Origin of the sequence: Natrinema salifodinae, from assembly GCF_900110455.1 — an archaeon.
In the GTDB taxonomy this organism is placed as follows: domain Archaea; phylum Halobacteriota; class Halobacteria; order Halobacteriales; family Natrialbaceae; genus Natrinema; species Natrinema salifodinae.
Genome location: NZ_FOIS01000002.1, coordinates 40,945 through 65,509 on the forward strand (window position 1 = coordinate 40,945; position 24,565 = coordinate 65,509).

A 24,565-nucleotide genomic window follows, 5' to 3' on the forward strand; every position below is an offset into this window, starting at 1 on the left:
CAAGAGGGTGGCTTCGGTTGCCGGGGGCATGCACTACGGTCTCGACATCGGACCGGAAGCGGTTCGGGCCGCCACCGACGCGGACGACGACCCGGCGATCGAGTCGCTCCCGCCAGTCGTGGCACCGGTCGACGACGCCGCGCTCGACGCGGCGGACCTCTCGGGGGAGGGACGAACCGTCAACGGGGATGGAACGACGTACGCGGTCGGCGCGGACGCGAGAGCGGTCGCCGAGGTGAGCGACGAGGAGACGGCGTCGCTGTTCGAAAACGGCATCCTCCACGAGGACACGACGGCGTACGCCGCGCCGGCACTGGACGCGCTCATCGACGATATCGTCGACGATGCGACCGCCGAACGACTCTGCTACACGACGCCAGGCGCGCTCGTCGACGCGGCGGTGCCGACCGACGCGCACCGCGAGGCCGTCGAATCGGTCCTGGCCGACCGCGGGATCGACGCGACGCCGATTAGCACCGGCTTCGCCGTCGTCTACGACCAACTCGCCGACGATAACTACACCGGGCTCGGGATCCGCCTCGGCGCGCAGACGAGCAGCGTCGCGCTCGCGTACTACGGCGTCCCGGCGATGGCCGTCTCGATCGCGAAGGGCCGCGATTGGGTCATCGAGCGCGCGGCCGGGGACACCGGTTACGCGCCCGAGCAGGTCGCCGGCGTGCTCGATGACTTCGTGCTCGATCCCGACGCGGCGGCAGGCGGCGTCGAGAGCGCGCTTGCACAGGCCTACGACGACCTGGTAGCCGAACTGATCGACGCGATCCGGACGGCGGCCGACGAGAGCGACGTCCAGCAGGGCCTGGCGGTCCCGATCGCGATCGCAGGCGCAGGTGCGATCGAGGGCGTCGAGTATCTGGTCGGCGGGCGGTTCGACGCCGCGGCCCTGCCGTTCTCGGTCCGGGGCGTGCGGCTCGCGGCCGATCCCGCCGAGAGCGCGGCCAGGGGTGCGCTCGCCGCGGCGCGGGACGACGTCGACGCCTACGAGGAGGTCATCTGGTCCGAGTCCGGCTCCGAGTCCGCGTTCGACTCCGACGGCGGCGGCAGCGCCGGCGATCGGAACCAGGCCGCGGCTGCCAATGCAGCCGCCGGGCTCGAGCGGACCGAACTCTCGTTCGACGACGCGACGGCCGAGGCGGCGGCCGATCGCGCCGACGACGCCATCGACCAGCTGTTCGACCGGCTCGCGAACCGCGACGAGGAGATCGAGGCCGTCCGCGAGGACCTCGAGCAGCTGTTCGACGACCTCGAGTACGTCGAGGAGCGGACGGCCGCGGCCGAATCCGTCGACGCACTCGACGATCGCCTCGAGTCGGTCGCGGACGACCTGGCCGACCTCGAAGCCGAGAGCGAGACCCACGCGAGCGACGAGGCGGTCGACGCGCTCGACGATGACGTCGAGGCCCTTTCGGACGCGTTCGCGGAACTCGAGGCCGACGTCGACAACCTCGACGACGCACTCGAAGCGATCGAGACCACCGCGGCCGACGAACGAGCCGCCATCGACGAGCGCGTCGCCGGCCTGGCGACCGATCTCGACGCCGTCACCGAACGAGCGGACGCGGTCGACGAGCGGCTCGACGCCGTTCGAACCGCCCTCGACGAGTTCGAGGCGACCGCCGCGACCGAAGCGGCACTCGAGGAGGTGGACGAAACCGTCGCGGGCCTGATCGGCGAATGCGAGGCCCTCGAGGCGGACATCGAGCGGATCGAACCGCGCGTCGACGGGCTCGCCGGTCGGTTGGAAGAACTGAACACCCGGATCGACGGCGTCTCGGGCCGGCTCGAGGAGCGATCCGAACGGACCGACGCGCGGTTCGAGGACGTCGAGGAAGCGCTCGACGAGGAGATCCGCGCCGTCGGCGACGACGTCGCGGCCGTCGACGACGCCGTCACGGCGGTCCGCGAGACGGTCGACGACCGCGCCGCGGCGCTCGAGTCCCGCCTCGACACCCTTCGGGACGGACTCGACGACCTCGACGCCGCGACGGCCGACGGTGAGCGCGTCGAGACGCTGGCGGACGACCTCGGAGCGCTCGAATCGGCGCTCGAGGGGCTCGAGGAAACGGCAGCGGACGAGCAGCGCCTCGATTCCGTCGCGGACGACCAGGCGACCATCGAAACGACGCTCGGCGACCTCGACGACGCGGTCGCCGAACTGTCGGACCGGTTGGACGGCCTCGCGGACCGCGCGGCAGACGCCGCAACGGTCGACGCGCTCGCGAGCGATCTCGAGGCGGTCGACGGCGACGTGGCCGCGCTCGAATCGGAATTGGAGGCGCTCGACGATGCGTTCGACCAGCGACTCGACGAAACGGTCGCCGATATCGAATCCCGGATCGACGAGGGGACGGACGCGCTCGAGGCGGAGGTCGCCGCGCTCGAGACGACGATCGAACGGCTCGAGGACAAGACGGTCGACACCGACGAGTTCGCAACGGTGCGCGAATCGCTCGAGGACACCCGCGAGGGGGTCGATGCGGTGGATTCGGAGGTCGACGACGTCGCGATGGACGTCGCGGCCGTCGCGGACCGGGTGGACGGCGTCGAGACCGACCTCGCGGACCGGATCGACGACGTTCGCACGGCGATCGACGACCAGGTCGGCGAGGTTCGGACCGACGTCGACGAGCGGATCAACGGCGTCCGAACGGACCTCGACGAGGAAGTCGGCGACGTTCGGACGGATGTCGACGCCCGAATCGATGACGTCCGGACGGCACTCGACGACGCTGCCGCGGAACTCGAGGCCGAGATCGAGCGCGAAACCGACTCGCTCGCCGACTCCCTTACCGATCTGGCCGATCGCGTCGACGACACCGAGCGACGAGTGGACGACCAGGCCGACCGCGTCGACGAGACCGCGGGAACGCTCGCGGCTGTCGAAACCACGGTCGAAGACGTCAGCAGCGACCTCGAGGCGCTCGCGGACCGGGTCGACGACCTCGACGACGCGGCGAGTACCGAGACCGTCGCCGCGATCGAGGACGACGTCGCGGCCGTCAACGATCGCCTCGAGTCGCTTCGCGCAGCCCACGACGATTTGGTCGGGACCGTCGAGTCGGTCCCCGACGAATCGACCGTCGAGTCGCTCGACGATCGCCTTGCGGCGGTCAGCGAGCGGCTCTCGGACGTCGAAGGTCAGCTCGAAACGGTCGATGAGCGGTTCGGCGGGGACGAGGAATGGGTCGCGGAAATCGACGCGCTCCGGACCGAACTCGAAGCCGTTCGCGCCGACGCGACGACCGCATCCGCCCTCCCGTCCGCGGCCGTCGCCGGCGGCGGCGGTGCGGGTATCGTCGCCGGCGGCGTCACCGCGCTGGCCGGCGAGGCGATGATCGGCGCCGGCGCGGCCGTCGCCGGCCTGGTCCTGCTCGCCGTCGCGGTGTCGCTCGCCGAGTAGTCGGGGCCGAACGCCACTATTTCCGGAGAAAGGACGGGAACGCGGACCGGTGGCACCGCTCGACGGCGGCGACAGGGTCCGACGCGATCCGCGACTAGTCCCGAACCAACTCGACGTTTCGCATCTCGCCCCCGCACTGCCGGCAGGTACTGACGAGCGCGCCGCTGACCGTCTCCCGCCGGCCACACTGGACGCACTCGTACTCGCGACGGTCGTCGTCTGCCATGTGTTAGCACACGAATCTCATCGTGTTAACTCTTTCCTCGGTAAATCGCGATCGCCGGCCCTAATCACGGTCGAGCAGCCAGAGCATGCATCCGAGCAGCGACGCCCCGGCAATCGTCGTCGCCAGGAGCCAGAACGCGGCCCTGAAGCCGACGGTCTCCGAGAGCGCGCCGACGATCGCCGGCGCGATCGCGCCGGCGGCCATCAACAGCGTCCGCACGACGCCCAGGCCGCCGCCGGCGACGTCGTCCGGAATGGCCGCCATCAGGTACGCGCCCCTAACTGGCCGGAACCCGTGCGCTCCGATGCCGACCGTGACGAGGAGCCCGCCCAGCAGGATCGGATTACCCGTTCCGGTCAGCGAGACGAACGCGACCAGGCCAACCGACGCGAGCCCGAGGGTAGTGACGATCAGCGGCAGCCGCCCCACCCGATCGCTCAGGTTCCCGGTTACCAGTTGCACCAGGCTCGCGAGGAAGAGCGCGCTGTAGAGCAGGCTCGCGGTCGCCGTGGTAAGCCCGGCTTCGGTCGTGAGGTATCGCGGCGCGAACGCAACCAGTCCGTTGTAGGTAAACGAGAACAGCACCGTCACGAGGGCGAACGCCGAGAACCGCCAGTCGCGGAAGAGCGCGGCGTACTGCGCGACATCGGTGTCCCGCTCGTTCGCGGTCGCCTCCTCGCCGACGGAATCGTCGGACACCCGCTCGGGGACCCGGACTCGAAACGTCACTGCGAGCGCCAGGCCGACCAGGCCGGCGACCAGAAAGAGCAGCCGCCAGCTCGCGACCGGCCCGAGGGACAGCGAGGCGACGGCGACGACGGCGGGAGGCGCGACGACGCCGCTGAAGGCGCCGAACGTGTCCAGAACGCCGAGCGCGCGCCCCGTTCGCGAGGGATACGCGCGGGCGAGGAGTCGAACGGCGACGGTCTTGTGCACGCCGGTGCCGGCGCCCAACACGAGCATCGCGCCGACGAGGACGAGAAAGGACGAGTCGACCACCAGCGCGAGCGAGGCGGCGGTCGCGACGAGCACGCCCGCGGTGATGACCGTCACGGATCCGAGCCGGTCCGCGAGCACGCCCGAGGGGAACTGCATGGCCGCGTAGACGAGCATGAGCCCGGAGAAGGCGGTCCCGAGGACGGCGTCCGAGACCCCGTAGCTCGCCTCGAACGCGTCGAACAGCGGCGGAAAGGCGTAGCGAAGGAACTTCGCCAGAAACCAGATCGCGGCCGTCAGGACGAGCGCGTCGTATCCCGCGAATCGCCCGGCCGCTCGTCGAACCGTCATGCGTTCTTACCGGGAGTACGCGAGCGGAGGACCGAGAGTCCTCCGGTCGCGGTCCAAATCGAACGCAACGCGGAAGGCCTGGCGACGCGGAGCGACCGTATGGGCTATCACACGTACCCGGTCGAGCGAGCGGACGCCCTCGAGGATCCCGGTCGCTACCGGTACTGTTCCCGCGAGGAACTGCTCACGATGCTCGATCCCACGGACGACGATCGCGTGGCCGATCTCGGCTCCGGCACGGGGTTCTACGCTGACGACGTCGCGCCGTTCGTCGACACGCTCTACGCCGTCGACGTCCAGCAGGCGATGCACGACCGCTATCGCGAGAAGGGCACCCCCGACGCCGTCGAGTTCATCACGGCCGAAGTCTCGTCGCTCCCCTTCGACGACGATCACCTCGACGGCGCCTACTCGACGATGACCCATCACGAGTACGCGGCACCGGTGAACGGGACTGACGCTGACGCCGATGCTGGCGACGGCGCGCTCGCCGAACTCGCGCGAGTGCTCCGGCCCGGCGCTCGCCTGGTCACGGTCGACTGGTCGGCCGACGGCAGCGGGGAGTCCGGCCCGCCGCTGGCGGAACGGTACGATCTCGACGAGGCGACAGCCCAACTGGAGGCCGCCGGATTCGAGATCGAGACCGCCAGCGACCGACCGGAGACGATCGCGATCGTCGCGACCCGATGACGGCGGACCGAACGGGCGGACGATAAATCACTCAAATTCGGCCGATCACGGCGTCGCCGCCTGCCCGCACTCCGAACACCGTGACTGCGGGTACCGGGAGACGGCCGACGGCCTCGACGGCAGTCCGGGATGTGACGGATCAGCCGGGCGCGCTCGCTGCTCAGTCGAAGTCGGGCAGGTCCTCCGGCGGTTCGTACTCCGCCTCCCAGTCGACGTACTCCTCCTTGAGCGTGACCGAGACGATCTGGCCGAACTCTGTCAGCTCGGCGTTGATCGAGGAGACCGTCCCCCAGGTGTCGAGGTCGGGGTGGTACTCCCGGGCCTGCCAATCCTCGGGGATACCGGGCGCGTGATAGCCGACGCGGTCGGCGAAGTCGTCCCAGAAGAAATCGAAGCCGGCGAAGAGATCGAGGTCGCGGGCGATTCCGTACTCGCGCTCCTCGAGATCGGTGTCCGCGCGCCACTCGTCGAACGCTTCCTCCCAGGCGCCCTCCTCGAGGAACGCCTGGAGCTCCTCGCGCCGGTAGTCGATCTCCTCGGTCCCGTCAGCGCTGATGGTCGCGTCCTCGTACTCGTTGGGATCGACGAACTCCAACTCCGGCGGCTCGGGGGGGTCGACCTCGAGTGTCATGGGCGGACGTAGGGCGGGTCACCGGATAAGAATTCCCACCTTTCGGTCGCGATCACGGCCGCGGTTGCGGTCGTCGTCGCCCGCTCGGGACGGCGGCGCCCGATTCGGACTCAGCCGTCGCGTCGCCGCTCGAGTTCGCGTTCGAGTTCGAACGGCAGCCGCGCGTACGCGAACGCGTTCTGGCGGAGTTTGTCGACGGTCGTGTACTCGTCGATCGCGTGAGCCGTTCCAGTGCCGGTCGCGAACTCGACGGTCGGAACGCCGGCCTCCCGGAACACCTGGGCGTCGCCGCTGCCCGTTGCGAACCGGCGGTAGACCGGCGTCGGGAGGACGTCGTCGGCGACCGCGGTCGTCGCGCGGACGATCGGCGACTCGGGGTCCGTGTACGACCCCTCGGTCCACCTGACGTTCGTGAGCGTCGCGGCGGCCCGATCGTCGAGACAGTCGCGGATCCGCGAGACGATCGCCTCGGGATCGACCGACGGCAACACGCGGATGTCGAGTTGCGCCGTGGCGCTCGGGGGAACGGTATTGACGGCGTCACCGCCGGCTAATGTCCCGAGGTTGACGGTCGGCGAGTGAAACAGGTCCACCGCCGCGTTCTCGTTGAGATAGTGCGAGTAGTACTCGACGCTCTCGGCGAGGATCGCGTCGTCGATCCCCTCGGTTGGGACGTCGAACCCGTGAAGCCGGCGTCGGCACGTCTCGACGACCTCGTAGAGGCGATCGATCGCGTTCTCGCCGAGCATCGGCCGCGACCCGTGGGCGGCGCGGCCCTCGTACTCGATCGAGGGCCAGATGTACCCCCGGTCGCCGACCGCGATCGAGTTGACGTCGCGCCGGCCGGTCGCCTCGCCGATGACGCAGGCGTCGGGGTCCAGTCGGTCGCTCTTTAACCGCGCGGTCAGTCCCACGTCGCCGCCGACTTCCTCGTCGCTTACGAAGGCGAACTGCAGCGTCACCGGCGGCACGGTGTCGGTGCGAGCGTACGCGCGAGCGACCTGGACCATCGCGCCGATGGCCCCTTTCATGTCCGTCGTGCCCCTGCCATACAGCCGGTCGCCGACGACGTCGCCAAGCGGATCGTAGTCCCACTCCGCGGCGTCGAACGGGACCGTATCGACGTGGCCGTTGTACATGAGCGTGAAGTCGCTGGCGCCCGGCAGCGTCGCGACGACGTTCGGTTTCATCGGATCGACGGCAAACCGCTCGCAGTCGAGGCCGAGCGATTCGAACTCGTCGGTGAGCCGCTCGATCAGTTCCCGCGTGTTGCCCGGCGGATTCCGGGTGTCCGCGGCGACGATCCGCCTGGTGGTCTCGAGTAGCTCGCGGGTGTTGTCCGCCAGATACGTTCGTACGGAGCCGACGGCGCCGCGCTCGTCGTCCATACCGGTCATATCGGTCGTTGATCGGCTAAAATCTCAGGCTCGATTTCAATTTCCATCTGTGAATCGAGTTATGTTACCCCCAGTCGTAGCCGAACTCCTCGGCGTCGCGGTGGATATAATCGGTCTCGAGCGCTTCGCTCACCATTCGCGCGAGGTCGTCTAGCTCCTCCTCGATGTCCTCGATATCGTCCGCGTCGAGGTCGTCGTGCGTTTCCGGCAACTCCGCCGGAACCGCCGGCGCGCGGTAGCCGACGTCCGCCGCGGCCGGGTTCCAGTAAAAGTCGAGTTCGTCGAGCAGCCCCAGCTCGCGGACGGCCCGGAATTCGTCCTCGGTCAGGTAGGTGTGTGCGGCCCATTCGTCGAAGACGTCCTCCCAGGCGCCCGCTGCCAGGAAGTCGGCCAGCTCCTCCCGGCGCGTGTCGTCACCCGTCCGCTCGTCCGGTTCGTCGACGGCGTCGTAGTCGCCCGGATCCTGCGGGCCGCTGAGCGTCGGCGGATCGGGAATCTCGACATCGAGCGTCATACCCGAACGTTCGCCCGGCGGCGGTATGGGCGTTTGCCCGGCAGGAGACCGGGTCGGGCCGTCGCCGGCGCGCGTCGATACGGCCTGGTTCGGGTCGATCCGTCCGATTCCCGCCTTTGAACGCGTCCCCTATAGTTATTTCAACCGCGATACAACCACCATGTATGGCCAGCGGGAGCGACGGCGGTCGGGAGTACTCCCTCGTCGAGCTGTTCGCTATCAAGTTCGTCCTGGCCGACGTACTGATCATCGCGGTCTTGCTGCTGTCCGGACCGCTGTACGCCATCCTGCTAACCGCCCTGCTCGTGCTCGGCGGCCTCCTCCTGTGGTATCTGGTTGAACGAGCCGGCACCGGGCCGTCCAACGCCGTCGATGCCGACCGGTCCGTCGAACGGCCGGCCGACTACGGCCAGGCGGGCGCGGGGTCCACCTCCGATTTCGAGTCCGATCCCGATCCCGACCCCGTGACGATCCTTCAGGAACGGTACGCTGCCGGCGAGCTCACCGAGACCGAGTTCGAGGCGAAGCTAGACCGACTGCTCGAGGCCGACGAGCGCGCCGAGGCGGCGGGCGTCGAGACGGAGTCGCTGTCGCTCGAACGGACCGACTGAAACCGACCACCGACCGCCATCCCAACACTCAATCGCCGGCCCATCGTAGCGCCGCGTAATGACCGACTACGAGGCAGCGATCCTCGACGTCGACGGGACGATCGTCCGGGGCGAGGAACTGCTCCCCGGCGCCACCGACGGCCTGCGCGCACTCGACGCGGCCGGCTGTTCGCGATTACTCTTCTCGAACAACCCGACGCGGGGAAGCGACCACTACCGCGAGAAGCTCGCACCCCACGGGATCGACGTCGATCCGGAGACCGTTCTCACGTCCGCGACCGTCTCGGCGGCGTACCTGACGTCGACCCATCCCGGCGAACGGGTCTACCTCGTCGGCGGCGAACGCCTCGAATCGATCCTCGAGGAGGCGGCCGTCGAGTTGACGACAGACCCCGACGCGGCCGAGGTCGTGCTGGGATCCTTCGACGAGAATTTCTCGTACAGCGCGCTCCGGTCGGCCCTGCGGGCGCTCGACGGCGACGTTCCCTTCTACGGTACCGATCCGGACGCGACGATTCCGGTCGACGGCGGCGAGATTCCCGGTTCGGGCGCGATCCTCGCCGCGATGGCGGCCGTCGCCGGCCACGAGCCCGACGCTATCCTGGGCAAGCCCTCCTCGGTCGCGGCCACGGCAACCATGGATCGCTTAGACGCCGATCCGACGCAGACGCTGGTCGTCGGCGATCGGCTCGACACCGATATCGCGCTCGGGAACCAGGCCGGCATGGAAACGGCGCTGGTGCTCACCGGCGTCACCGAGCGGGCGGACCTGGCGGCGGCAGACGTCGAACCGGATCACGTCCTCGAGTCGCTGGCCGCGGTCGAGACGCTCCTGTAACGGGAGTCGGTACGACGGGTTCTTTACTCGGTGTTAGAATCGTACGTGAATCGCCGAATTCGGCACTTATCACCCGCGAGAGCGGTCTATATGATCGCGGTCACGATGACGAACGTTCCGGCTGCGCCGGCGAGGATCCCGACCGCACGTGCCAACCGTTCGCCCCACGCAACCGTCCGTTCGAGCGAGATCGCCACCGCGATGAGCGCCATCCAGACGAGGTTCATCGAGCCCACGATCACCATGAACGCGAACAGCGCCCAGCAGCATCCCACGCAGAAGATGCTGAACTGCCAACTCATCCGAACCGCACCGCGAACCCCCGGCCGGTGGTGACCCAGAAGGAACCCGAGCGGCGACCGGCAATACCGCAGACACCGGTATTTGTACGGGGACAGCTGATAGCCCGACAGGAGCAGCAGCGTCCCGCCCAGCAAGAACCCGCCGTAGGCGTCCGCGAGGCCGGCGATCGGCACCAGGGCGTTGACAGCAAGCGGGACGAGTCCGGTCAGCGTCCAGACGAGCGCGTACGTCCCGATAAACGCGCCGAGTCGCGCCGCTTTCCCTGCGGCCGTCGCTCCCTCGAGCGTCTCGGCGTACAGCCGGAAGAGCGGGACCGACGACGGATACATCATGGCGATCATCATCGCGCCCCACATGGCCAGGTAAAGACCGATACCCGTCGCCCCGTTCGAGAGCGCCATCGCCTCCGGCACCCCCGGATCGGACAGTTGCGTGTCCATCCCGCCACCAGACATCGGAAGCCAGCCACCGATGACCGCCGCCCACGCGAGCAACACGATCCCGTACGTGACGAGCGCGACGATCGGGATACGCCGGCGGATAATTCGGTCCCGGAACGAGTCGGCTATCCCCATACGTGATCAGCTGGATTGCCGCCCCTCCGTCGTCAGGCGTTCGCCAGTTCGAAGTCGCCGAGGTAGGCGTTATTCCCCGAAACGTCCCACGCAAACTCGTCGTCGTAGGAGACGGTGGCCGTCGTCGACTTCCCGGTCTGCACCTCGTGGTCGTTCGTCAATGGGTGGGGCGAGATCGTACCGACCTCCTCGTTGAACCCGACTGCGCCGCTCGCATCCATTTCGATGACGTCCCCGATCTCGACGGCGAACTCCGACCCGTCCCGCGAGAAGGAGATCGGAACGACCGCGACGTCGGCGGATCTGACGTGCGTGTCGGCGACGGGCGCCCAGATCCCGCCGGCGCGACCGAAGTAGATGTCCTCGATGGCCTCTCGCTGCTCGTCGTCGGCCGTCTCGTCGACGAGCAACACGACGTCCCACTCCGTCTCGGGGTCGAACATGACGCCCTCGTCGGTGGAGATGAGCATGCCGACGTCCAGTCCGCTCAGGTCGACGTCGCCGTAGATCCCCTCCTCGATGTGCCACGCCAGCGAGACGGTACAGACGTCGTCGTCCGGCGGTTCCAGCCACACGCACTGGCACGCGACGTCGCAGTTACAGGCTTCGACGTAGTCCCCCTTGATGGTCCATTCTCGAGTCATTAGTGGACAACCGTGTGGTATGACAACGCGTGTCTCGATAAAGCTATCCGGTGGTATTCACTACGCCGCCTTGCCAGACGATGGCGAGTTCAGCAGTCAGCGCGACCATCATCCGAACATACGCATCGCGAATTTCCGACTAGTGCTGCGGAAGAAACCGTGTCACATCTCCTGATAATGCCCTGTTAGGTGAGAAACCGCAATCGCGCATCCGATCTCATCGCCTGCGTTCCGGAGATATGCTTATCAGTTACTATCACAACGTACGGCATATGAGAGAACGAGTGAAACAGGCGTTGCTGCGTGCGCGGTACGCAGCGATCGGTGCGGCAGTTGGGGCGGCGATCGGCGGCGCGTTCAGTCGAAACGGCGCGAGTACCGGCGGCGCGATCGGCGGGCTCGTCGGCGCGACTATCGCCGACACGCGCGGAACCGTCGATACGCTGCTCGAAGATGCGAGAGCGACAGAACTCGGCAGTCCATTCTCGGACGAGGACCGAGGTCAGAACTGAGTCTCCGCGTCGAACACTGTTTTTCCGGTCCGTGACGCCGATTCCGATCGGCGGAGACGTCGAACTTGATCCGCGAACCGAATTGTCTCGGTTCGAGTGAGTTGACCAGGCGGCGCCCGGTTCCATCCGGAGAGACGCGTGATAGCCGGGTCAGTGGCCGCCGTTTCCGTTCCGCCCGTCCAGCGCAGCCTGGCGGAGCCGCTCGCCCTCGTCGGTGCTGACGGTCAGTTCGGGGACCGCGGTCGGTTGCTTGTCCTCGTCGATCGCAACGTAGACGAAGTACGATTCGGTGGTCCGCTCGCGCTCGCGGGTCTGGAGGTTCTCGCGCTCGGTGACCAGGCGGACCTTCACGCTCGAGGTGCCGGCGTCGTAGACGTAGGCGGTGATGTAGGCCGTGTCGCCGACGGGGATCGGCCGTTCGAAGTTCATCTGGTTGACGTGGGCGGTAACGCACATCTCGCCGGCAAAGCGTATGGCCGACATCGCGCCCACCTCGTCCATCCACTTCATGACGTTGCCGCCGTGGGCGACGTCGAGCATGTTGGCGTGGTTCGGCTGTACCATCTCCCGATTTTCCACGACCGTCTCGATGAGATCCGTCATTGCCCGACGTTTCCCGACGCCGGCAATCAGTCTTGCCTTCACCGCGTCCCGGGGCGGCCCCGCGTTCCGCGACGGCGGTCGCTACCCGTCCGCTCGGCCACCAGACCGCGATCGGACGTTCGCACCCATTGCGAACTCCGATACTGGTAAAAGTCGCCGTCGAGTTGATCCGGTAATGAGCGATGCAGGCGAGGCCGACGTGCCGGAGCCGCCCGAACCGCCCGACCGCGAGCGCGGTTCCGTCCAGGTTCTCGGGACGGCACACGTCTCGCAAGCGAGCGTCGACGAAGTCCGCGAAACGGTCGAAGAGGAAGATCCCGACGTCGTCGCCGTCGAGTTAGACGAAGGACGCTACAATCAGATGCAGGGCGGGACGCCCGACGACATCGAGGCGGAGGACCTCCTCTCCGGGAACACGGTCTTCCAGTTTCTCGCCTACTGGATGCTGTCGTACGTCCAGTCGCGGCTGGGCGAGCAGTTCGACATCGAGCCAGGCGCCGACATGCGCGCCGGCATCGAGGCCGCCGAGGCCAACGGCAGCGGCGTCGCCTTAGTCGACCGCGACATTCAGGTGACGATCCAGCGGTTCTGGAGTCGCCTCTCGTTCACCGAGAAGTTGAAGATGGTCGGCGGGCTCGCGCTCGGGGTGACCGATCCCCGGACGATCGGGCTCACCTTCGGCGCCGTCGCCGGCGTCCTGCTGGGGCTGCTGACCACCGCGTTCATCGCACCGATGCTCGGCGTCGGGGATATCCTCCAGCTGGGCGTCACCGATCCGACGACGCTGCAGTACGTCGGCGGCGCCGCCATCGGCGCGCTCGCCGGCGCGTTCGTCGGCCTGGTCGCCTTCCCCTCGTTCGACGGCGCCGCGCGACGGACCGGTGGCGCCCTCTCGGGCTTCTCGATACGCGTCCTGGCCGGCCTGGTCCTCGGGATCGGCGGCTGTCTCGCGCTGGTGGTGACCGGCACCTTCGTCGGACCCCTCTCGGCGTCGACCGCCGAGAGCGCCGGCGTCTACGCGATCCGCGGAGCGGCCGGAATGCTGGCCGGACTCGGCGTCGGTGTCGCGATCGGGGCCGTCCTCGGGATCGTCCTCGACGCCGCCGGCGCGGACGTCGAGGAGGTCGACGAGATCGACATCGAGGAGCTGACCGACGGCGACGTCGTCACCGCCATGATGGAGGAGTTCCGTCAGTTCAGCCCCCAGGGAGCGAACGCCCTGATCGACGAGCGTGACGCCTACATCGCGCACAACCTCCACCAGCTTCGCGAGCAGGGGTACGACGTCCTCGCCGTCGTCGGCGCCGGCCACCGGGCCGGGATCGAACGGCATCTCGAGAACCCCAAGGCGATCCCGGCGATGGAATCGCTGTCCGGAACCGCCTCTGGCCGGCGGTTCTCGCCGCTGAAGCTCGTCGGCTACCTGGTCACCGTCGGCTTCCTCGCCTTCTTCTTCCTGCTGATCATGGCAGGGGTTCGGAACACGTTCCTGCTGAAGCTGTTCGGCGCCTGGTTCCTGTTCAACGGGCTGTTCGCGTTCGGCTTGGCCCGCCTGGCCGGCGCGCGCTGGCTCAGCGCGGGCGTCGGCGGCGCGGTCGCCTGGCTGACCAGCATCAACCCGCTGCTGGCGCCGGGGTGGTTCACGGGTTACGTCGAGCTCAAGTACCGGCCGGTCAACGTCCGGGACATCCAGACGCTAAACGAGATCGTCGACGACACCGAGCGGCCGATCGAAGAGGCGCTGTCGGCGATGTTCGACGTGCCGCTGTTCCGCCTGATCATGATCGTCGCGCTCACGAACATCGGGAGCATCATCGCGACGTTCCTGTTCCCGTTCGTAATCTTGCCGTGGCTGGCGCCCGAGATCGGCGGCGTCGATGCGCTGATGGGTGAACTGATCCGCGGCGCCGAGAACAGTCTGGAGCTGCTCCGGAGGTTCCTCTGATGAGTTATCGCGCTCGGCAGCGTTCCGACCCCGAACTGAGTTTCAGCGATCAGGAGCTGCGCGACCTCGCGGTCGCCTGGCTCACGCTCAGCATCGCCTTCGCGCTGCTGTTCGCGCCGATTCACCTGGGCGGCAGTCTCGGGTCGTTCGTCGTCATGGTCGGCCTGAGTCTGGTCACCGTCGGCGTCGCCTTCCTGCTGCACGAGATCGCCCACAAGGTCGTCGCCATCGAGCACGGCCAGGTGGCCGAGTTCCGGGCCGACTACCAGATGCTGTTTCTGGCGATCATGGGCGCGCTCGTCGGCTTCCTCTTCGCCGCTCCCGGGGCCGTCTACCACCGCGGCCAGGTGACCCAGCGGGAGAACGGCCTGATCGCGCTGGCGGGGCCGGTGACGAACCTCCTGCTTGCCCTGCTCTTTCTCCCGCTGATGATCCTCCCCGAGCCGCTCGGGACGATCGGGCAGATGGGGGTCTGGATCAACCTCTTCCTGGCTGCGTTCAACATGATCCCCTTCGGGCCGCTCGACGGAAAATCGGTCCTGCGGTGGCACAAGGGGATCTTCGCGCTAATCTTCGTTCCGAGCGCGGCCCTGGCCGCGTTCGTGGTCTTCCGCGTCGGGATGTTCTGACGCTCCGGTTCTCGCTACCGGTCGCGCCGGACCGGTGACCTTTTGCTCGCCCCGAGAGGTCGTTCGGGTATGACCACGGACGACGAGGGGACCGATACGGAGCGACTCACCTACGCCGAGACCGGCGTCGACATCGACGCCAGCGAGGACGCGACCGCCGCCCTGCTCGCAGCCTTCGGCAGCGACCTGCGGACCGAGTACGCCGGCCTGGTCGACATCGGCGACCGATACCTCGCCCTGGCGACCGACGGCGTCGGCACCAAACTGCTGGTCGCGGAGTCGATCGAGGACTTCTCGACGATCGGTATCGACTGCATCGCGATGAACGTCAACGACCTGGTCGCCGCGGGCGTCGAACCCGTCGCATTCGTCGACTACCTCGCGATCGACGAGCCCGACGAGACCCTGACTAACGAGATCGGCGAGGGCCTGGCCGTCGGCCTCGACGAGGCGGACCTGACGATGCTCGGCGGTGAGACGGCGGTCATGCCTGACGTCGTGAAAGGATTCGACCTGGCGGGCACCTGCGCGGGCCTGGCGGCGAAAGACGACCTGTTCGCGGGCGAGGCGCAGGTCGGCGACGCGCTCGTCGGCTTCCCCTCGAACGGGATCCACTCGAACGGACTGACGCTGGCCCGCGAGGCCGTCACGCGCGACCACGAGTACACCGACGAGTTCCCGCCGACTCCCGAGCGGACGATCGGCGAGGAACTACTGCGGCCGACCCGGATCTACACGGACCTGCTCGAACCGATGCGCGAACACGGCGTCCGCGCCGCGGCCCACGTCACCGGCGGCGGCTGGACGAACCTGCTGCGGATGGGCGAGTTCGAGTACGTGATCGACGACCCGCTCCCGGCTCAGCCGGTCTTCGAGTTCGTCCAGGAGGAGGGGAACGTGACCGACGAGGAGATGCACCGGACGTTCAACATGGGCACCGGCTTCGTCGTCGCGCTGCCGGAAGACCAGGCCGACGACCTCGCCGCCGAAACGGACGGCCGGATCATCGGGCGCGTCGAGGACGGCAGTTCGGTCGAAATTCGCGGCCTCTCGCTGTCCTGAGGGCGCGGACCGGGAGCTGCATCGGTCTAGATCGACAAAAGTTCGGCGAGCGGGGTAGCGCCGGTGATTCAGGCTCGCGTCGCGGCCCGCTCGGGCGTGTCGGCCCTGTTGTTGGCGTACGCGTTGTAGGCCGAGAGCGCGGCGATGACCAGACCGGAGAGCGCGGTCCCGGTCGCGAGCGTGCTGCTTCCCATCTCGATGACGGCCGGGGAAACGAGCAACCACAGCCCGAGCAGGACGGTCAACGAGGCGACGCCGACGCTCGCCAGGCGGTCCCGCGACAGTCGGACGAAGTTGTACCCGGCGAGCAGGAAGACGCCTGTCCCGACGAGCGTATCGTTCCAAATGGCTGCCTCCGTGGCGTCGAAGATGAACGGCGAGGCGACGACGTAGAGCCCGACCAGCGCGGCGAGGGCGCTCACCCACTGCATCACGTCGGTGTTGAGGGTATTGCGGGCGCGGTCGGCGGTGGCGGTGCGGTTCGGGTCCGTGTCCGTCGGTGTATTACTCATGGTGACTTCACGTGCGGTAACCGTCAGACGGAGAAAGCGGTAGTGCCTGCACTCGTCTGGCCGATCAGGCCCAGATTCGTCCTATCTCTGTCGTCACGTTCCCGTTTCCGATCGGCGCCGCGATTCGCTCCGCGTCGACGCGGCGCCCGATGGTCCGCGGTCCGTCCTCAGCGATTACCGTTCCGACTCGCTCGCGTCGGTCAGTTCGGACTGCTCGGCCGCGCCGGTCGCCGCTCGGATCGCGTCGTACTCCTCGTCGCTGTAGGCGATGAACCGCACGTCCTCGAGGGAATCCGGCTCGTAGCCCTCGATCTCCTCGCCGATGATCCCGGCGCCGTCCGCGACGTCGAAGCCGGCGACCCCGCAGCCGAGCGCGGGAAGCACGAGGGACTTACAGCCGAGTTCGTCTGCCTTTTCAAGTGCGTTGCGGGTTGCGTCGCGGATGCTCTCGGCGGTCGCCTGGCCGTCCCCGTAATGTGGCATCGCGGCGGCGTGGATGACGTACTCGGCGTTTAAGTCGTAAGCGTCGGTAACAGCGACTTCGCCGAGGTCGATCGGCCCCTTCTCCGCGGCCTCCTCGTTGATTTTGTCGCCGGCGCCGCGGCGGAGCGCACCCGCGACGCCTGACCCCATCTCGAGGCTCGTGCCGGCTGCGTTGACGAGCGCATCGGCGGACTGTGCGGCGATGTCGCCCTGGACGACGACGTACTCCATACGCGATGGTTCCGGATCGAAGCCAATGAAGGTGATCGTGGTAATCTCGATTACCGGCGACCGGGACCGGGCTGGAATCGAATCGAGACGAGCGTCGGTCGGTCCGCTCGTCAGTCGGTTCGAATCCAATCGTCCCGCGCCGGCCTGGTCGCGATATCGGCGGTGGCGATCCCGTAGAACTTCTCGCGGCCAACCGGGGTCCGAAGCCGCAGGGCGCAGGTGTAGTCGGTCACCTCGAACGCGGTCACCGTGCGGGGTGACCGCTGGTGGGCAAACCGAAAGAGCCGGTCGGCCTCCGCTTCGGCGGTGATGCGGTTGCCGAGCGGCCAACTCAGCGACTCGAGGCGACCGCAGTCGACGTCGACCAGGTGAGCGATCAGGTCTCGACCCCGCAGACCCATTGCTCCCTGTGACCGGTCCTCGTGTGAACTCATATGACGGACGATTCTTCCCATCCCGAAAAAAGATGCTATTTCCGCGTGACTGGTTTTTGCACGATATTCGGTATACCGTTGTACGTCAGAAGACGGCGTTTCGGGAGCTATTACGGCAGAAAATCGTCGGTTCGGACCGGCGGCTCGATCGTCGTCACCGGCTACCAGTTCGGCTCCCCGGAATCTTAGGTCGACCAAAACCTTTTTAGATTTAGGCAAGCCTAACTCAGCGTGATGGACGTACCCGCCCGCAGGGAGGATCCCGAACTCGACGAGGAACTCGAGGAGCCGGCGGCGGTCGTGACGAGCCACGAGACCCGCCCCGGAAAGATCGTGCTCACCGAACGCGACAACAGCGACGGCTGGATCGCGACCGACCTGACCGTCGACCTCGTACCCTGAACTCGTCGCCGCTCGGGACCGTCGCCCGACGCTGACGCCGCTAACCGACCGGTATCGATCGCAAACGACCCTCTCTTCCGCCCTACTCCGTCGACGCTGCGAAAAAACTCGTCTCGGCTATTCTACCGTCGCGACGCGCCGTCGATCATGCTTCGATCTGCTGACCGCACTCAGTGGGTCGCTTCTTCGAGGACCAGGGTGTCGTCCTCGAGGTAGTGCTCGAAGTGGTGGCCGTCTTCCTCGAGCGTGACGAGGATCTCACGCAGGATCTCGCTGGTCGCGGGGTCGCCGAGGTTCTCGGCGAGTTCGATGCTGTCGCGCATCGATTCGATGATGTCGCCGTACATTTCGAGGTCGTTCTCGAACATCGTGCGGACGTCGTAGACGTCCTCACCCTCGAACTCGACGGTGGCCCGGTCCTCCTGGTTCGACGGTCCCGAGACCGGGACGCCGCCGAGTGCTTGGGCGCGCTCGGCGATGACGTCGGCGCCTTCCTCGACGTGCTCGTAGGCCTCTTCGATGAATTCGTGGAGCGGGAGGAACTCCGCGCCCTCGACGACCCAGTGGTGCTTCTTCAGCTGGTGGTAGAGGACGTACGAGTTGGCCAGCTCCGTGTTCAGCGCGTCGACGATCTGCTCGGCCTTCTCCTGTTCGAGCCGAAGCTCGTTCTCCTCGACGGTATCGGCCGACTGCCGGACGGTCTTTTGAGTGCTCATCCTACTCCGAGGTACGCGCGCATTCCACTTAAAGCTTCTCCATGAGTAAACATTTCTTTGGCATACCTAAAAATTCGTTTTTGGATTATGGGTCTAGATTTCCGTCGTGAGCTCGAAGAACGTGTTTCCGAACGACACCGTCAAAACATCCGCTGTTTTTTCGAGCCTGAGTAAACATTTTCAGTACGGAACCCCAAAGGGCGAGTATGGCAACGAGAATCGCCCAGCGGCGGGAGCAACTCTACGTCGACGGCGAGTGGATCGAGACCGAAAACGCGCTATCGGTCTCGGATCTCGCCGAAGGCGGGACCTTCGCACAGGTCGCCGCGGCGGGTCCGGACGAGGCACGGACCGCGCTCGCGGCCGCCCACGAGATCAAACCGGAACTGCGAGAGACGACGGTCGTCGAACGCGCGGAGTGGTGTGAGACGATCGCCGACGGACTGCGCGAGCGCGAGGAGGAACTCGCCGAGATCATCGTCCGCGAAGCCGGCAAGCCAATCTCGTCGGCCCGCGGCGAGGTCGGCCAGGCGGCCGAGCGCTTCGACCGCGCGGCCGAGGAAGCGCGCAACATCGTCAGCAAGGGCGAGTACCGCGAGGGGTCGACCGCGGGCCACGAGGGCTGGCAGGCCATCGTCAAGCACGAGCCGATCGGCGCCGTCCTCTGTATCACGCCGTACAACTACCCCCTGGCGACGACGGCCCTGCAGGTCGCGCCGGCGCTCGCGGCGGGTAACAGCGTCCTGCTCAAGCCCGCCAGCAAGACACCCATCTCGGCGGCGATCCTCGCCGACGTCATCGCCGACGTCGACGGCATCCCGGACGGCGCGTTCAACTTCGTCCCCGGCGACGCCAGCGAGATCGGCGACCTCATGTCCGGCGACGACCGCATCAACGCGATCGCGATGACCGGCTCCTCGGGCGCCGGCAAACACGTCGCCCGCCAGAGCGGCATGGTCAACCTGCACATGGAACTGGGCGGCAACGCCCCGGCGATCGTCTTCGACGACGCCGACCTCACCGACGTCGCGGGCAACTGCGCCAAGGGCTCGTTCAAGTACGCCGGCCAGCGTTGCTCGGCCGTCTCCCGCGTGCTCGCCCACGAATCGGTCCACGACGATCTGGTCGACCAGATCGACGCCCAGATGGACGCCTGGCAGGCCGGCGACCTCTTCGACGAGGACACCGCCTTCGGGCCGCTCATCAGCGAGGACCAGGCGGAGTGGGTCGCGGAACTGGTCGACGATGCCGTCGAGAAGGGTGCGGAGGTCGTCCGCGGTGGCGAGCGTCGCGCCCCGGAGGGCGTCCCCGAGGAACTGTCGAACCAGTTCTTCGAGCCGACGCTGCTGGCGAACGTTCCCCACGACGCTCGCATCGTCGACGAGGAGCAGTTCGGCCCGATCGCCGCCGTGACGACCTTCGAGGACGAGGACGAGGCTCTCGAGATCGCCAACAGTTCGGACCTCGCGCTCGACGCCGCAGTCTTCACCAGCGACTACAAGCGCGCGATGCGGATGGCCAACCGCGTCGACGCCGGCGCGGTCCGGATCAACGGCGCGCCGAGCCACGGCCTCGGCGACGTTCCCTTCGGCGGCAACAAGGACTCGGGAATCGGTCGCGAGGGGCTCGACGCCTCCATCCACGAGATGATGCGCGAGAAGAGCATCATCCTGTAATCGGCCGCACCGATTTTCCGCCCGCGGCTACCCGATCCGCGACCTCCGCCCCCGCTTCCTCTCCCGTCCCCGCTTTCGCTTCGCGCCGAGCGCGCTCGACGCCCGACACCGCTAGTCCTCTAGTCGAACGAGAACGGCTTGGTGGCGACGACCGCTTCAGCCCCGTCTCGAACGGCGACCACGGTGATCGTTCCCGTAGCACCCGCGTCGTAGTCGAACGTCGTTGTCTGTCCGACGGCCGTGAGTTCGTCGGTGTTCCCGTTTCCATCGCGGATTTCGATCCGGTCCGCTCGGTCGCGTGAGACGTACGCCACCGTCACGGTCCGTGACGTCGAATCGACGTCGATGCTCACGCCTGCTTGCGGTGCCGCCGGCTGCGTGCCGCGTTCGGCGAACAGGTCTTGGAACTCGTAGTCCTCGGTCGGGATGGATCGCTCCGCGACGACGACGGCGCCGTCCGTTTCGACCGTCGCGTCGTCGACGGTCTCGCTCAGTTTGCGTTCGAACTCGGCCGTTCGATCGCTGCCGACGGCGGCGGTCGCCGAAAACACCGTCGTGTCCGCCCCGACCGTCCACGAGTACGCGATTCCGGTCCCGGCCGCGTCTTCACCCGGGGCGTCGTGTTCGCCCCACAAGAACGTCGCTTCGTCGGTGGTTTCGGCCAGGTCCGCGAAGCGATCAGCCGCGTCGACGCGGCGATCGGTCCCCTCGACGCCCGCGGACAGAACGGCATCGAGCTCCGCGCCGTCGTCCCCGCTTACGACGAGCGCGTCCGACGAAACGGCGACCGAGGCCGCGTCCCGTTCGAAACGCTCGAACTCGCCGACCGCGGGCTCCGAGTCGTCGATCGCTCCTGGGTCGAACGAACCGGACAGGACGACGTTCCCGGCCGTCCCCTTTGACCCGAATCTGAGGACGGCGTCCACGTCCGACTCATCGGCGCTCAACTGCGCGGCGAGCTCGCCGCTCATCCCGTCCGGGAGCGTCGGAATCGTCGCGGCGACCTCGGGGTCGAGATCGTCCTCGTATCGTCGAACTGCGGCCAGGTCGCGGTAGTGAACCAGCAGTTCCGCGCTTCCTGACGCAGGGACCCAGCGTTCGAGGGGCGTCAGATCGCCGCCGCCGTCGTTCTGTTCGGTCGTCCCGTCGGATTCGTTTCGTGTCTCGTCGTCTCCGGACCCGCCGTCGAGGCATCCCGCGCCGAGCGCGGTGAGACCAGGCCCGGCCGCGAGCAGTTTCCTTCTCGAAACGTCTTTCATGATGATACGATCGGGTCGTAACTGCTACCGTATATAGCTATCCGGATTCGACCGAGCGAGTTCCCGGCGCGGCTCCCGTCACCGAACGCGCGAGCGCACGGCCGTGTTCGCGCCCGGCCACACCAGCGGCTCGTCGAAGGAACTACCGTCGTCGGCGGTAGACCCACGGACATGACACGCGACGTGCTCGTCGCCGGCGAAACGCTGATCGATTTCATTCCCGAACAGGCGGGCCCGCTCGAAGACGTCGCCGGGTTCGAGCGCCGGCCTGGCGGCGCCCCGGCGAACGTCGCCGTCGCGCTCGCGCGCCTCAAGCGGCCGCCGCTGTTCTGGACCCGCATCGGAGCCGATCCGTTCGGCCGCTATCTGGAACGGACGCTGGCCGACCACGGCCTGCCCGACCGTTTGATCGAACGCGACGACGGCGCGAAGACGACGCTCGCGTTCGTCACCCACGACGAGACCGGCGACCGGGAGTTCACCTTCCACCGCGAGGGGACTGCGGACACGCGCCTCGAGCCTGGCCGAGTCGACGACGAGACGCTCGCGGACTGCGAGTGGGTCCACGCCGGCGGCGTGGCACTGGCCAGCGGCTCCTCCCGCGCGGCGACTCTGGACCTGCTCGAGCGGGCTGCGGGCGCGGGCTGTACGATCTCGTTCGATCCGAACTGGCGGCCCGAGCTGTGGCCCGACGAGGGGGCGTTCGCGAGCGTGGCGGCCGACGCGCTCGCCCACGTCGACGTCTGTTTCGCGACGGTTGACGAACTCGAACGCCTGGGTTTCGCGGGTGAGACGCCGACGGCAGTCGCGCAAGCGGCGATCGACGACGGGCCGATTCACACCGTCTTCGTGACTCGGGGGAGCGACGGTGCGGTCGCCGTCGCGGGGGAGGACGCCCCGTGGACCGCGGGATCGGTCGAGCATTCGGGCTTCGCGGTCGACGCCGTCGATGCGACGGGCGCCGGCGATGCCTTCGTCGCGGGTGGGATCGCGGCCCTCCGAGACGGCGGTGACGGCGGGAACGTCGGAGCCGGCGGAGCCGACGGAGACCGCGGGATGCTCGAGGACGCGGTCGCGTTCGCGAACGCCGTCGCCGCGACCGCGACGTCTGGTCGAGGCGCGATGTCGGCGCTGCCGACCCGAGACGCGGTCGCTGCGCTGCTGGCGGAGCAACGGCGGTACGCATAACCGGCAGCCATCGACGGCGCGTGGTTGCAAGCCCGGTCGCTATCCGCCACTCTAACGGACGAACGGACATGGGCCTCAACGTTCGCGGCGCGATCCCCTTCGCGCGGTCCGTCGTGGCGGGCATTCAGGAGAAAAACGTCACGTTCATGGCCGCCAGCATCGCTTACCAGGCGTTCATCTCGCTGATTCCGCTGCTCGTACTCGTCTTCTTCCTCGTCTCGTTCGTCGGGGACGAGGGACTCGCCACCCAGGTATCGTCGACGACCGAGGGCTTCCTCCCCGAGAGCGGCCAGATAATCCTCGAGGAGGGCATCGAAGGTGAAACCGGGAGCGTCGGCACGTCGCTGATCGGGCTCGTCGCGCTCGTCTGGGGGTCGCTGAAAATCTTCCGGGGGCTCGACACCGCCTTCTCGGAGATCTACGCCTCGACGGACGACAATTCCCTGGTCGATCAGGTGCGCGACGGGGCCGTCGTCTTCGGGACGATCGGCGTCGCGCTGGTCGCCGCGGCGCTGACCACGATCGCGTTCGCGTTCCTCCACATTCCCTTCGTCGGACTGCTGAACCCGCTCTTGCTCGTGGTCGGGCTGACCGTCGCCTTCCTGCCGATGTACTACTTCTTCCCCGACGTCGACGTCTCCGTTCGGGAGGTGCTGCCGGGTGTCCTCGTCGCCGCCGTCGGTTGGACGCTCCTCCAGTCGCTGTTCCAGATCTATGTCGCCATTTCGAGCAGTTCCGAGTCCGCGGGCCCGATCGGGGCGATCCTCCTGTTGCTGACCTGGCTGTACTTCGGCGGCCTCATTCTGCTCGCGGGCGCCGTCGTCAACGCCACTCGCTCGGGGCACATCGATATCGAGCCCGAGGCGACGGGCGAGCGAGACGAAGCCGACGCCCTGGACGGCATCCCGGCGGACGCGGAGCGCGAGCCGTTCGTCGACTCGGCCGCGCGCGACCGCGAGCGCTTCGAACGGCAACTTGAGACGCTCCGTCGGGAGCGCGATCAGCTGCAACACGACCGCGACGCCCAGCGGACCCGCCGATACCGGCTCGAGGACCGCGTCAGCGAGCTCGACGCCCGAGTCGACCGCCTCGAAGCGGAGAACCGGGATCTCACGGCGGAGAACGAACGACTCCGGCGCGAACTCGAGGCGAGCCGGGCGTCTTCGTGGCGACGGCGGCTGCGCGGAGTCCTGACGCGAGTGCGGACGCTGAACGTGGGTGTCGTCGAACGGCGGAACGAGTAGCCCGGAATCCGGCCGCCGATCGGCCGGCGTTCGCTTCCCCTCGTCCGTTCCGAGGCGGGACAGCTTAGTGACTCCCCGTTCCACCCCGAATCGTGTCCCATCCCCATCCAGTCCGCGACGCCAGGCGTCGCATCCAGGCCGAGCACGCGTCGGTCATCGAGGGGATCGACGCCTGCGCCGACGCGGTCGCCGAGCCCTGGGATACCTCGCGAACGACCGACCGCGAGGCGGTCACCGACGGACTGCATCGTACCTTCGAGGAAACCGGGCTTCTCGAGACCCTCCCGGCCGTGCTCGCCGATGCGGTCGCGGCGACGGACTACGAACTGCGGGCCAGGCCGGTTCCGGCGCCGCCGTCCGTCGTCGTAACGAGCCGCGGCCCCGTGCTCCGGGCGACGATCGATCCCGGCCGACTCGTGATTCGGTTCGACGTCTTCGACGTCGTTCGCGATTCTGATCCCGATCGGCGACCCGCGTACCGCCGGTCTAATGGCGTCCGCCTCACCGTATCGCTCGAATAACGATCGAAATGCGA

General features: G+C 67.6%; 26 protein-coding genes. 13 read left to right on the forward strand and 13 right to left on the reverse strand.

Features of this window, described 5'->3' with window-relative positions:
* Positions 1-28 precede the first annotated feature (28 nt).
* Positions 29-3,418 carry a disk-shape morphogenesis protein volactin gene (locus tag BMY29_RS05700; RefSeq protein WP_049991996.1) on the forward strand — a complete coding sequence of 1,130 codons (3,390 nt, stop codon included), beginning with the start codon at positions 29-31 and terminating at the stop codon, positions 3,416-3,418.
* Positions 3,419-3,512: 94 nt separating this feature from the next.
* Here the strand turns inward: BMY29_RS05700 and BMY29_RS20520 are convergent, their stop codons facing one another.
* Both BMY29_RS20520 and BMY29_RS05705 read right to left on the reverse strand, forming a co-directional pair.
* Positions 3,513-3,644, reverse strand: a complete 132-nt coding sequence (locus tag BMY29_RS20520) for a rubrerythrin-like domain-containing protein (RefSeq protein WP_143067658.1) — start codon at positions 3,642-3,644, stop codon at positions 3,513-3,515.
* Between the two features lie 60 nt (positions 3,645-3,704).
* Positions 3,705-4,931: an MFS transporter gene (locus BMY29_RS05705; protein ID WP_049991997.1), complete on the reverse strand. Its 1,227-nt coding sequence runs from the start codon at positions 4,929-4,931 to the stop codon at positions 3,705-3,707.
* Between the two features lie 99 nt (positions 4,932-5,030).
* On the opposite strand from BMY29_RS05705, the gene BMY29_RS05710 reads away from it, so the two are divergent.
* A complete protein-coding gene (locus BMY29_RS05710; protein WP_049991998.1) occupies positions 5,031-5,621 on the forward strand; it encodes a class I SAM-dependent methyltransferase in 591 nt (196 codons plus the stop codon).
* Between the two features lie 160 nt (positions 5,622-5,781).
* On the opposite strand, the gene BMY29_RS05715 is transcribed toward BMY29_RS05710, so the two are convergent.
* The 3 genes from BMY29_RS05715 to BMY29_RS05725 form a co-directional block, all read right to left on the reverse strand.
* On the reverse strand, positions 5,782-6,252 hold the full coding sequence (locus BMY29_RS05715) for a DUF7992 family protein (protein WP_049991999.1): 471 nt from the start codon (positions 6,250-6,252) through the stop codon (positions 5,782-5,784).
* Positions 6,253-6,362: 110 nt separating this feature from the next.
* Complete coding sequence (locus tag BMY29_RS05720; protein ID WP_049992000.1) at positions 6,363-7,640, reverse strand: M20 family metallopeptidase; 1,278 nt, start codon at positions 7,638-7,640, stop codon at positions 6,363-6,365.
* A 73-nt stretch (positions 7,641-7,713) separates the two neighbouring features.
* Complete coding sequence (locus BMY29_RS05725) at positions 7,714-8,163, reverse strand: DUF7992 family protein (protein ID WP_049992001.1); 450 nt, start codon at positions 8,161-8,163, stop codon at positions 7,714-7,716.
* 164 nt (positions 8,164-8,327) lie between these two features.
* On the opposite strand from BMY29_RS05725, the gene BMY29_RS05730 reads away from it, so the two are divergent.
* Positions 8,328-8,774, forward strand: a complete 447-nt coding sequence (locus BMY29_RS05730; RefSeq protein ID WP_049992002.1) for an SHOCT domain-containing protein — start codon at positions 8,328-8,330, stop codon at positions 8,772-8,774.
* Positions 8,775-8,832: 58 nt separating this feature from the next.
* Positions 8,833-9,612, forward strand: a complete 780-nt coding sequence (locus BMY29_RS05735) for an HAD-IIA family hydrolase (protein WP_049992003.1) — start codon at positions 8,833-8,835, stop codon at positions 9,610-9,612.
* 86 nt (positions 9,613-9,698) lie between these two features.
* Here the strand turns inward: BMY29_RS05735 and BMY29_RS05740 are convergent, their stop codons facing one another.
* The gene (locus BMY29_RS05740) at positions 9,699-10,490 is read right to left on the reverse strand and encodes a DUF2182 domain-containing protein (protein ID WP_049992004.1); all 792 of its coding nucleotides are present in this window, start codon (positions 10,488-10,490) and stop codon (positions 9,699-9,701) included.
* 32 nt (positions 10,491-10,522) lie between these two features.
* On the reverse strand, positions 10,523-11,134 hold the full coding sequence (locus BMY29_RS05745) for a DUF1326 domain-containing protein (RefSeq protein WP_081985517.1): 612 nt from the start codon (positions 11,132-11,134) through the stop codon (positions 10,523-10,525).
* Positions 11,135-11,406: 272 nt separating this feature from the next.
* Between BMY29_RS05745 and BMY29_RS05750 the strand changes: the two genes are divergently transcribed.
* Complete coding sequence (locus tag BMY29_RS05750) at positions 11,407-11,646, forward strand: glycine zipper 2TM domain-containing protein (RefSeq protein WP_049992005.1); 240 nt, start codon at positions 11,407-11,409, stop codon at positions 11,644-11,646.
* A gap of 150 nt (positions 11,647-11,796) precedes the next feature.
* Here the strand turns inward: BMY29_RS05750 and BMY29_RS05755 are convergent, their stop codons facing one another.
* Positions 11,797-12,249, reverse strand: a complete 453-nt coding sequence (locus BMY29_RS05755; RefSeq protein ID WP_049992006.1) for an acyl-CoA thioesterase — start codon at positions 12,247-12,249, stop codon at positions 11,797-11,799.
* A 175-nt stretch (positions 12,250-12,424) separates the two neighbouring features.
* On the opposite strand from BMY29_RS05755, the gene BMY29_RS05760 reads away from it, so the two are divergent.
* The 3 genes from BMY29_RS05760 to purM all read left to right on the forward strand — a co-directional run bounded on the left by BMY29_RS05760 (position 12,425) and on the right by purM (position 15,885).
* On the forward strand, positions 12,425-14,194 hold the full coding sequence (locus BMY29_RS05760) for a TraB/GumN family protein (protein ID WP_049992007.1): 1,770 nt from the start codon (positions 12,425-12,427) through the stop codon (positions 14,192-14,194).
* Positions 14,194-14,823: a zinc metalloprotease gene (locus tag BMY29_RS05765; protein WP_049992008.1), complete on the forward strand. Its 630-nt coding sequence runs from the start codon at positions 14,194-14,196 to the stop codon at positions 14,821-14,823. Before BMY29_RS05760 ends, BMY29_RS05765 begins: the two co-directional genes overlap by 1 nt.
* A gap of 69 nt (positions 14,824-14,892) precedes the next feature.
* The gene (gene purM / locus BMY29_RS05770; RefSeq protein WP_049992009.1) at positions 14,893-15,885 is read left to right on the forward strand and encodes a phosphoribosylformylglycinamidine cyclo-ligase; all 993 of its coding nucleotides are present in this window, start codon (positions 14,893-14,895) and stop codon (positions 15,883-15,885) included.
* Positions 15,886-15,953: 68 nt separating this feature from the next.
* Here purM and BMY29_RS05775 read toward each other — a convergent pair whose 3' ends face one another.
* The 3 genes from BMY29_RS05775 to BMY29_RS05785 form a co-directional block, all read right to left on the reverse strand.
* Positions 15,954-16,397 (reverse strand): SPW repeat domain-containing protein, encoded by a 444-nt coding sequence (locus BMY29_RS05775; protein WP_049992010.1) that lies wholly within the window; start codon positions 16,395-16,397, stop codon positions 15,954-15,956.
* A 174-nt stretch (positions 16,398-16,571) separates the two neighbouring features.
* Positions 16,572-17,111 carry a macro domain-containing protein gene (locus tag BMY29_RS05780; protein WP_049992011.1) on the reverse strand — a complete coding sequence of 180 codons (540 nt, stop codon included), beginning with the start codon at positions 17,109-17,111 and terminating at the stop codon, positions 16,572-16,574.
* A 110-nt stretch (positions 17,112-17,221) separates the two neighbouring features.
* Complete coding sequence (locus BMY29_RS05785; protein WP_049992012.1) at positions 17,222-17,545, reverse strand: hypothetical protein; 324 nt, start codon at positions 17,543-17,545, stop codon at positions 17,222-17,224.
* Positions 17,546-17,779: 234 nt separating this feature from the next.
* Between BMY29_RS05785 and BMY29_RS20950 the strand changes: the two genes are divergently transcribed.
* A complete protein-coding gene (locus tag BMY29_RS20950; protein ID WP_173424951.1) occupies positions 17,780-17,947 on the forward strand; it encodes a hypothetical protein in 168 nt (55 codons plus the stop codon).
* A 170-nt stretch (positions 17,948-18,117) separates the two neighbouring features.
* Here BMY29_RS20950 and dpsA read toward each other — a convergent pair whose 3' ends face one another.
* A complete protein-coding gene (dpsA, locus tag BMY29_RS05790; RefSeq protein WP_049992013.1) occupies positions 18,118-18,663 on the reverse strand; it encodes a DNA starvation/stationary phase protection protein DpsA in 546 nt (181 codons plus the stop codon).
* Positions 18,664-18,869: 206 nt separating this feature from the next.
* On the opposite strand from dpsA, the gene BMY29_RS05795 reads away from it, so the two are divergent.
* Entirely contained in the window at positions 18,870-20,339 is a 1,470-nt protein-coding gene (locus BMY29_RS05795) for an aldehyde dehydrogenase family protein (RefSeq protein WP_049992014.1), read from the forward strand.
* A gap of 119 nt (positions 20,340-20,458) precedes the next feature.
* Here the strand turns inward: BMY29_RS05795 and BMY29_RS05800 are convergent, their stop codons facing one another.
* On the reverse strand, positions 20,459-21,598 hold the full coding sequence (locus BMY29_RS05800; RefSeq protein ID WP_049992015.1) for a hypothetical protein: 1,140 nt from the start codon (positions 21,596-21,598) through the stop codon (positions 20,459-20,461).
* A gap of 171 nt (positions 21,599-21,769) precedes the next feature.
* Here BMY29_RS05800 and BMY29_RS05805 point away from each other — a divergent pair, with 171 nt between their 5' ends.
* The 3 genes from BMY29_RS05805 (at position 21,770) to BMY29_RS05815 (ending at position 24,551) form a co-directional block, all read left to right on the forward strand.
* Positions 21,770-22,786, forward strand: coding sequence for a carbohydrate kinase family protein (locus tag BMY29_RS05805; protein WP_049992016.1), 1,017 nt, complete (start codon positions 21,770-21,772; stop codon positions 22,784-22,786).
* 68 nt (positions 22,787-22,854) lie between these two features.
* Positions 22,855-24,030, forward strand: coding sequence for a YhjD/YihY/BrkB family envelope integrity protein (locus BMY29_RS05810; protein WP_074854649.1), 1,176 nt, complete (start codon positions 22,855-22,857; stop codon positions 24,028-24,030).
* 92 nt (positions 24,031-24,122) lie between these two features.
* Positions 24,123-24,551, forward strand: coding sequence for a DUF7988 family protein (locus BMY29_RS05815; protein ID WP_049990595.1), 429 nt, complete (start codon positions 24,123-24,125; stop codon positions 24,549-24,551).
* Positions 24,552-24,565 lie beyond the last annotated feature (14 nt).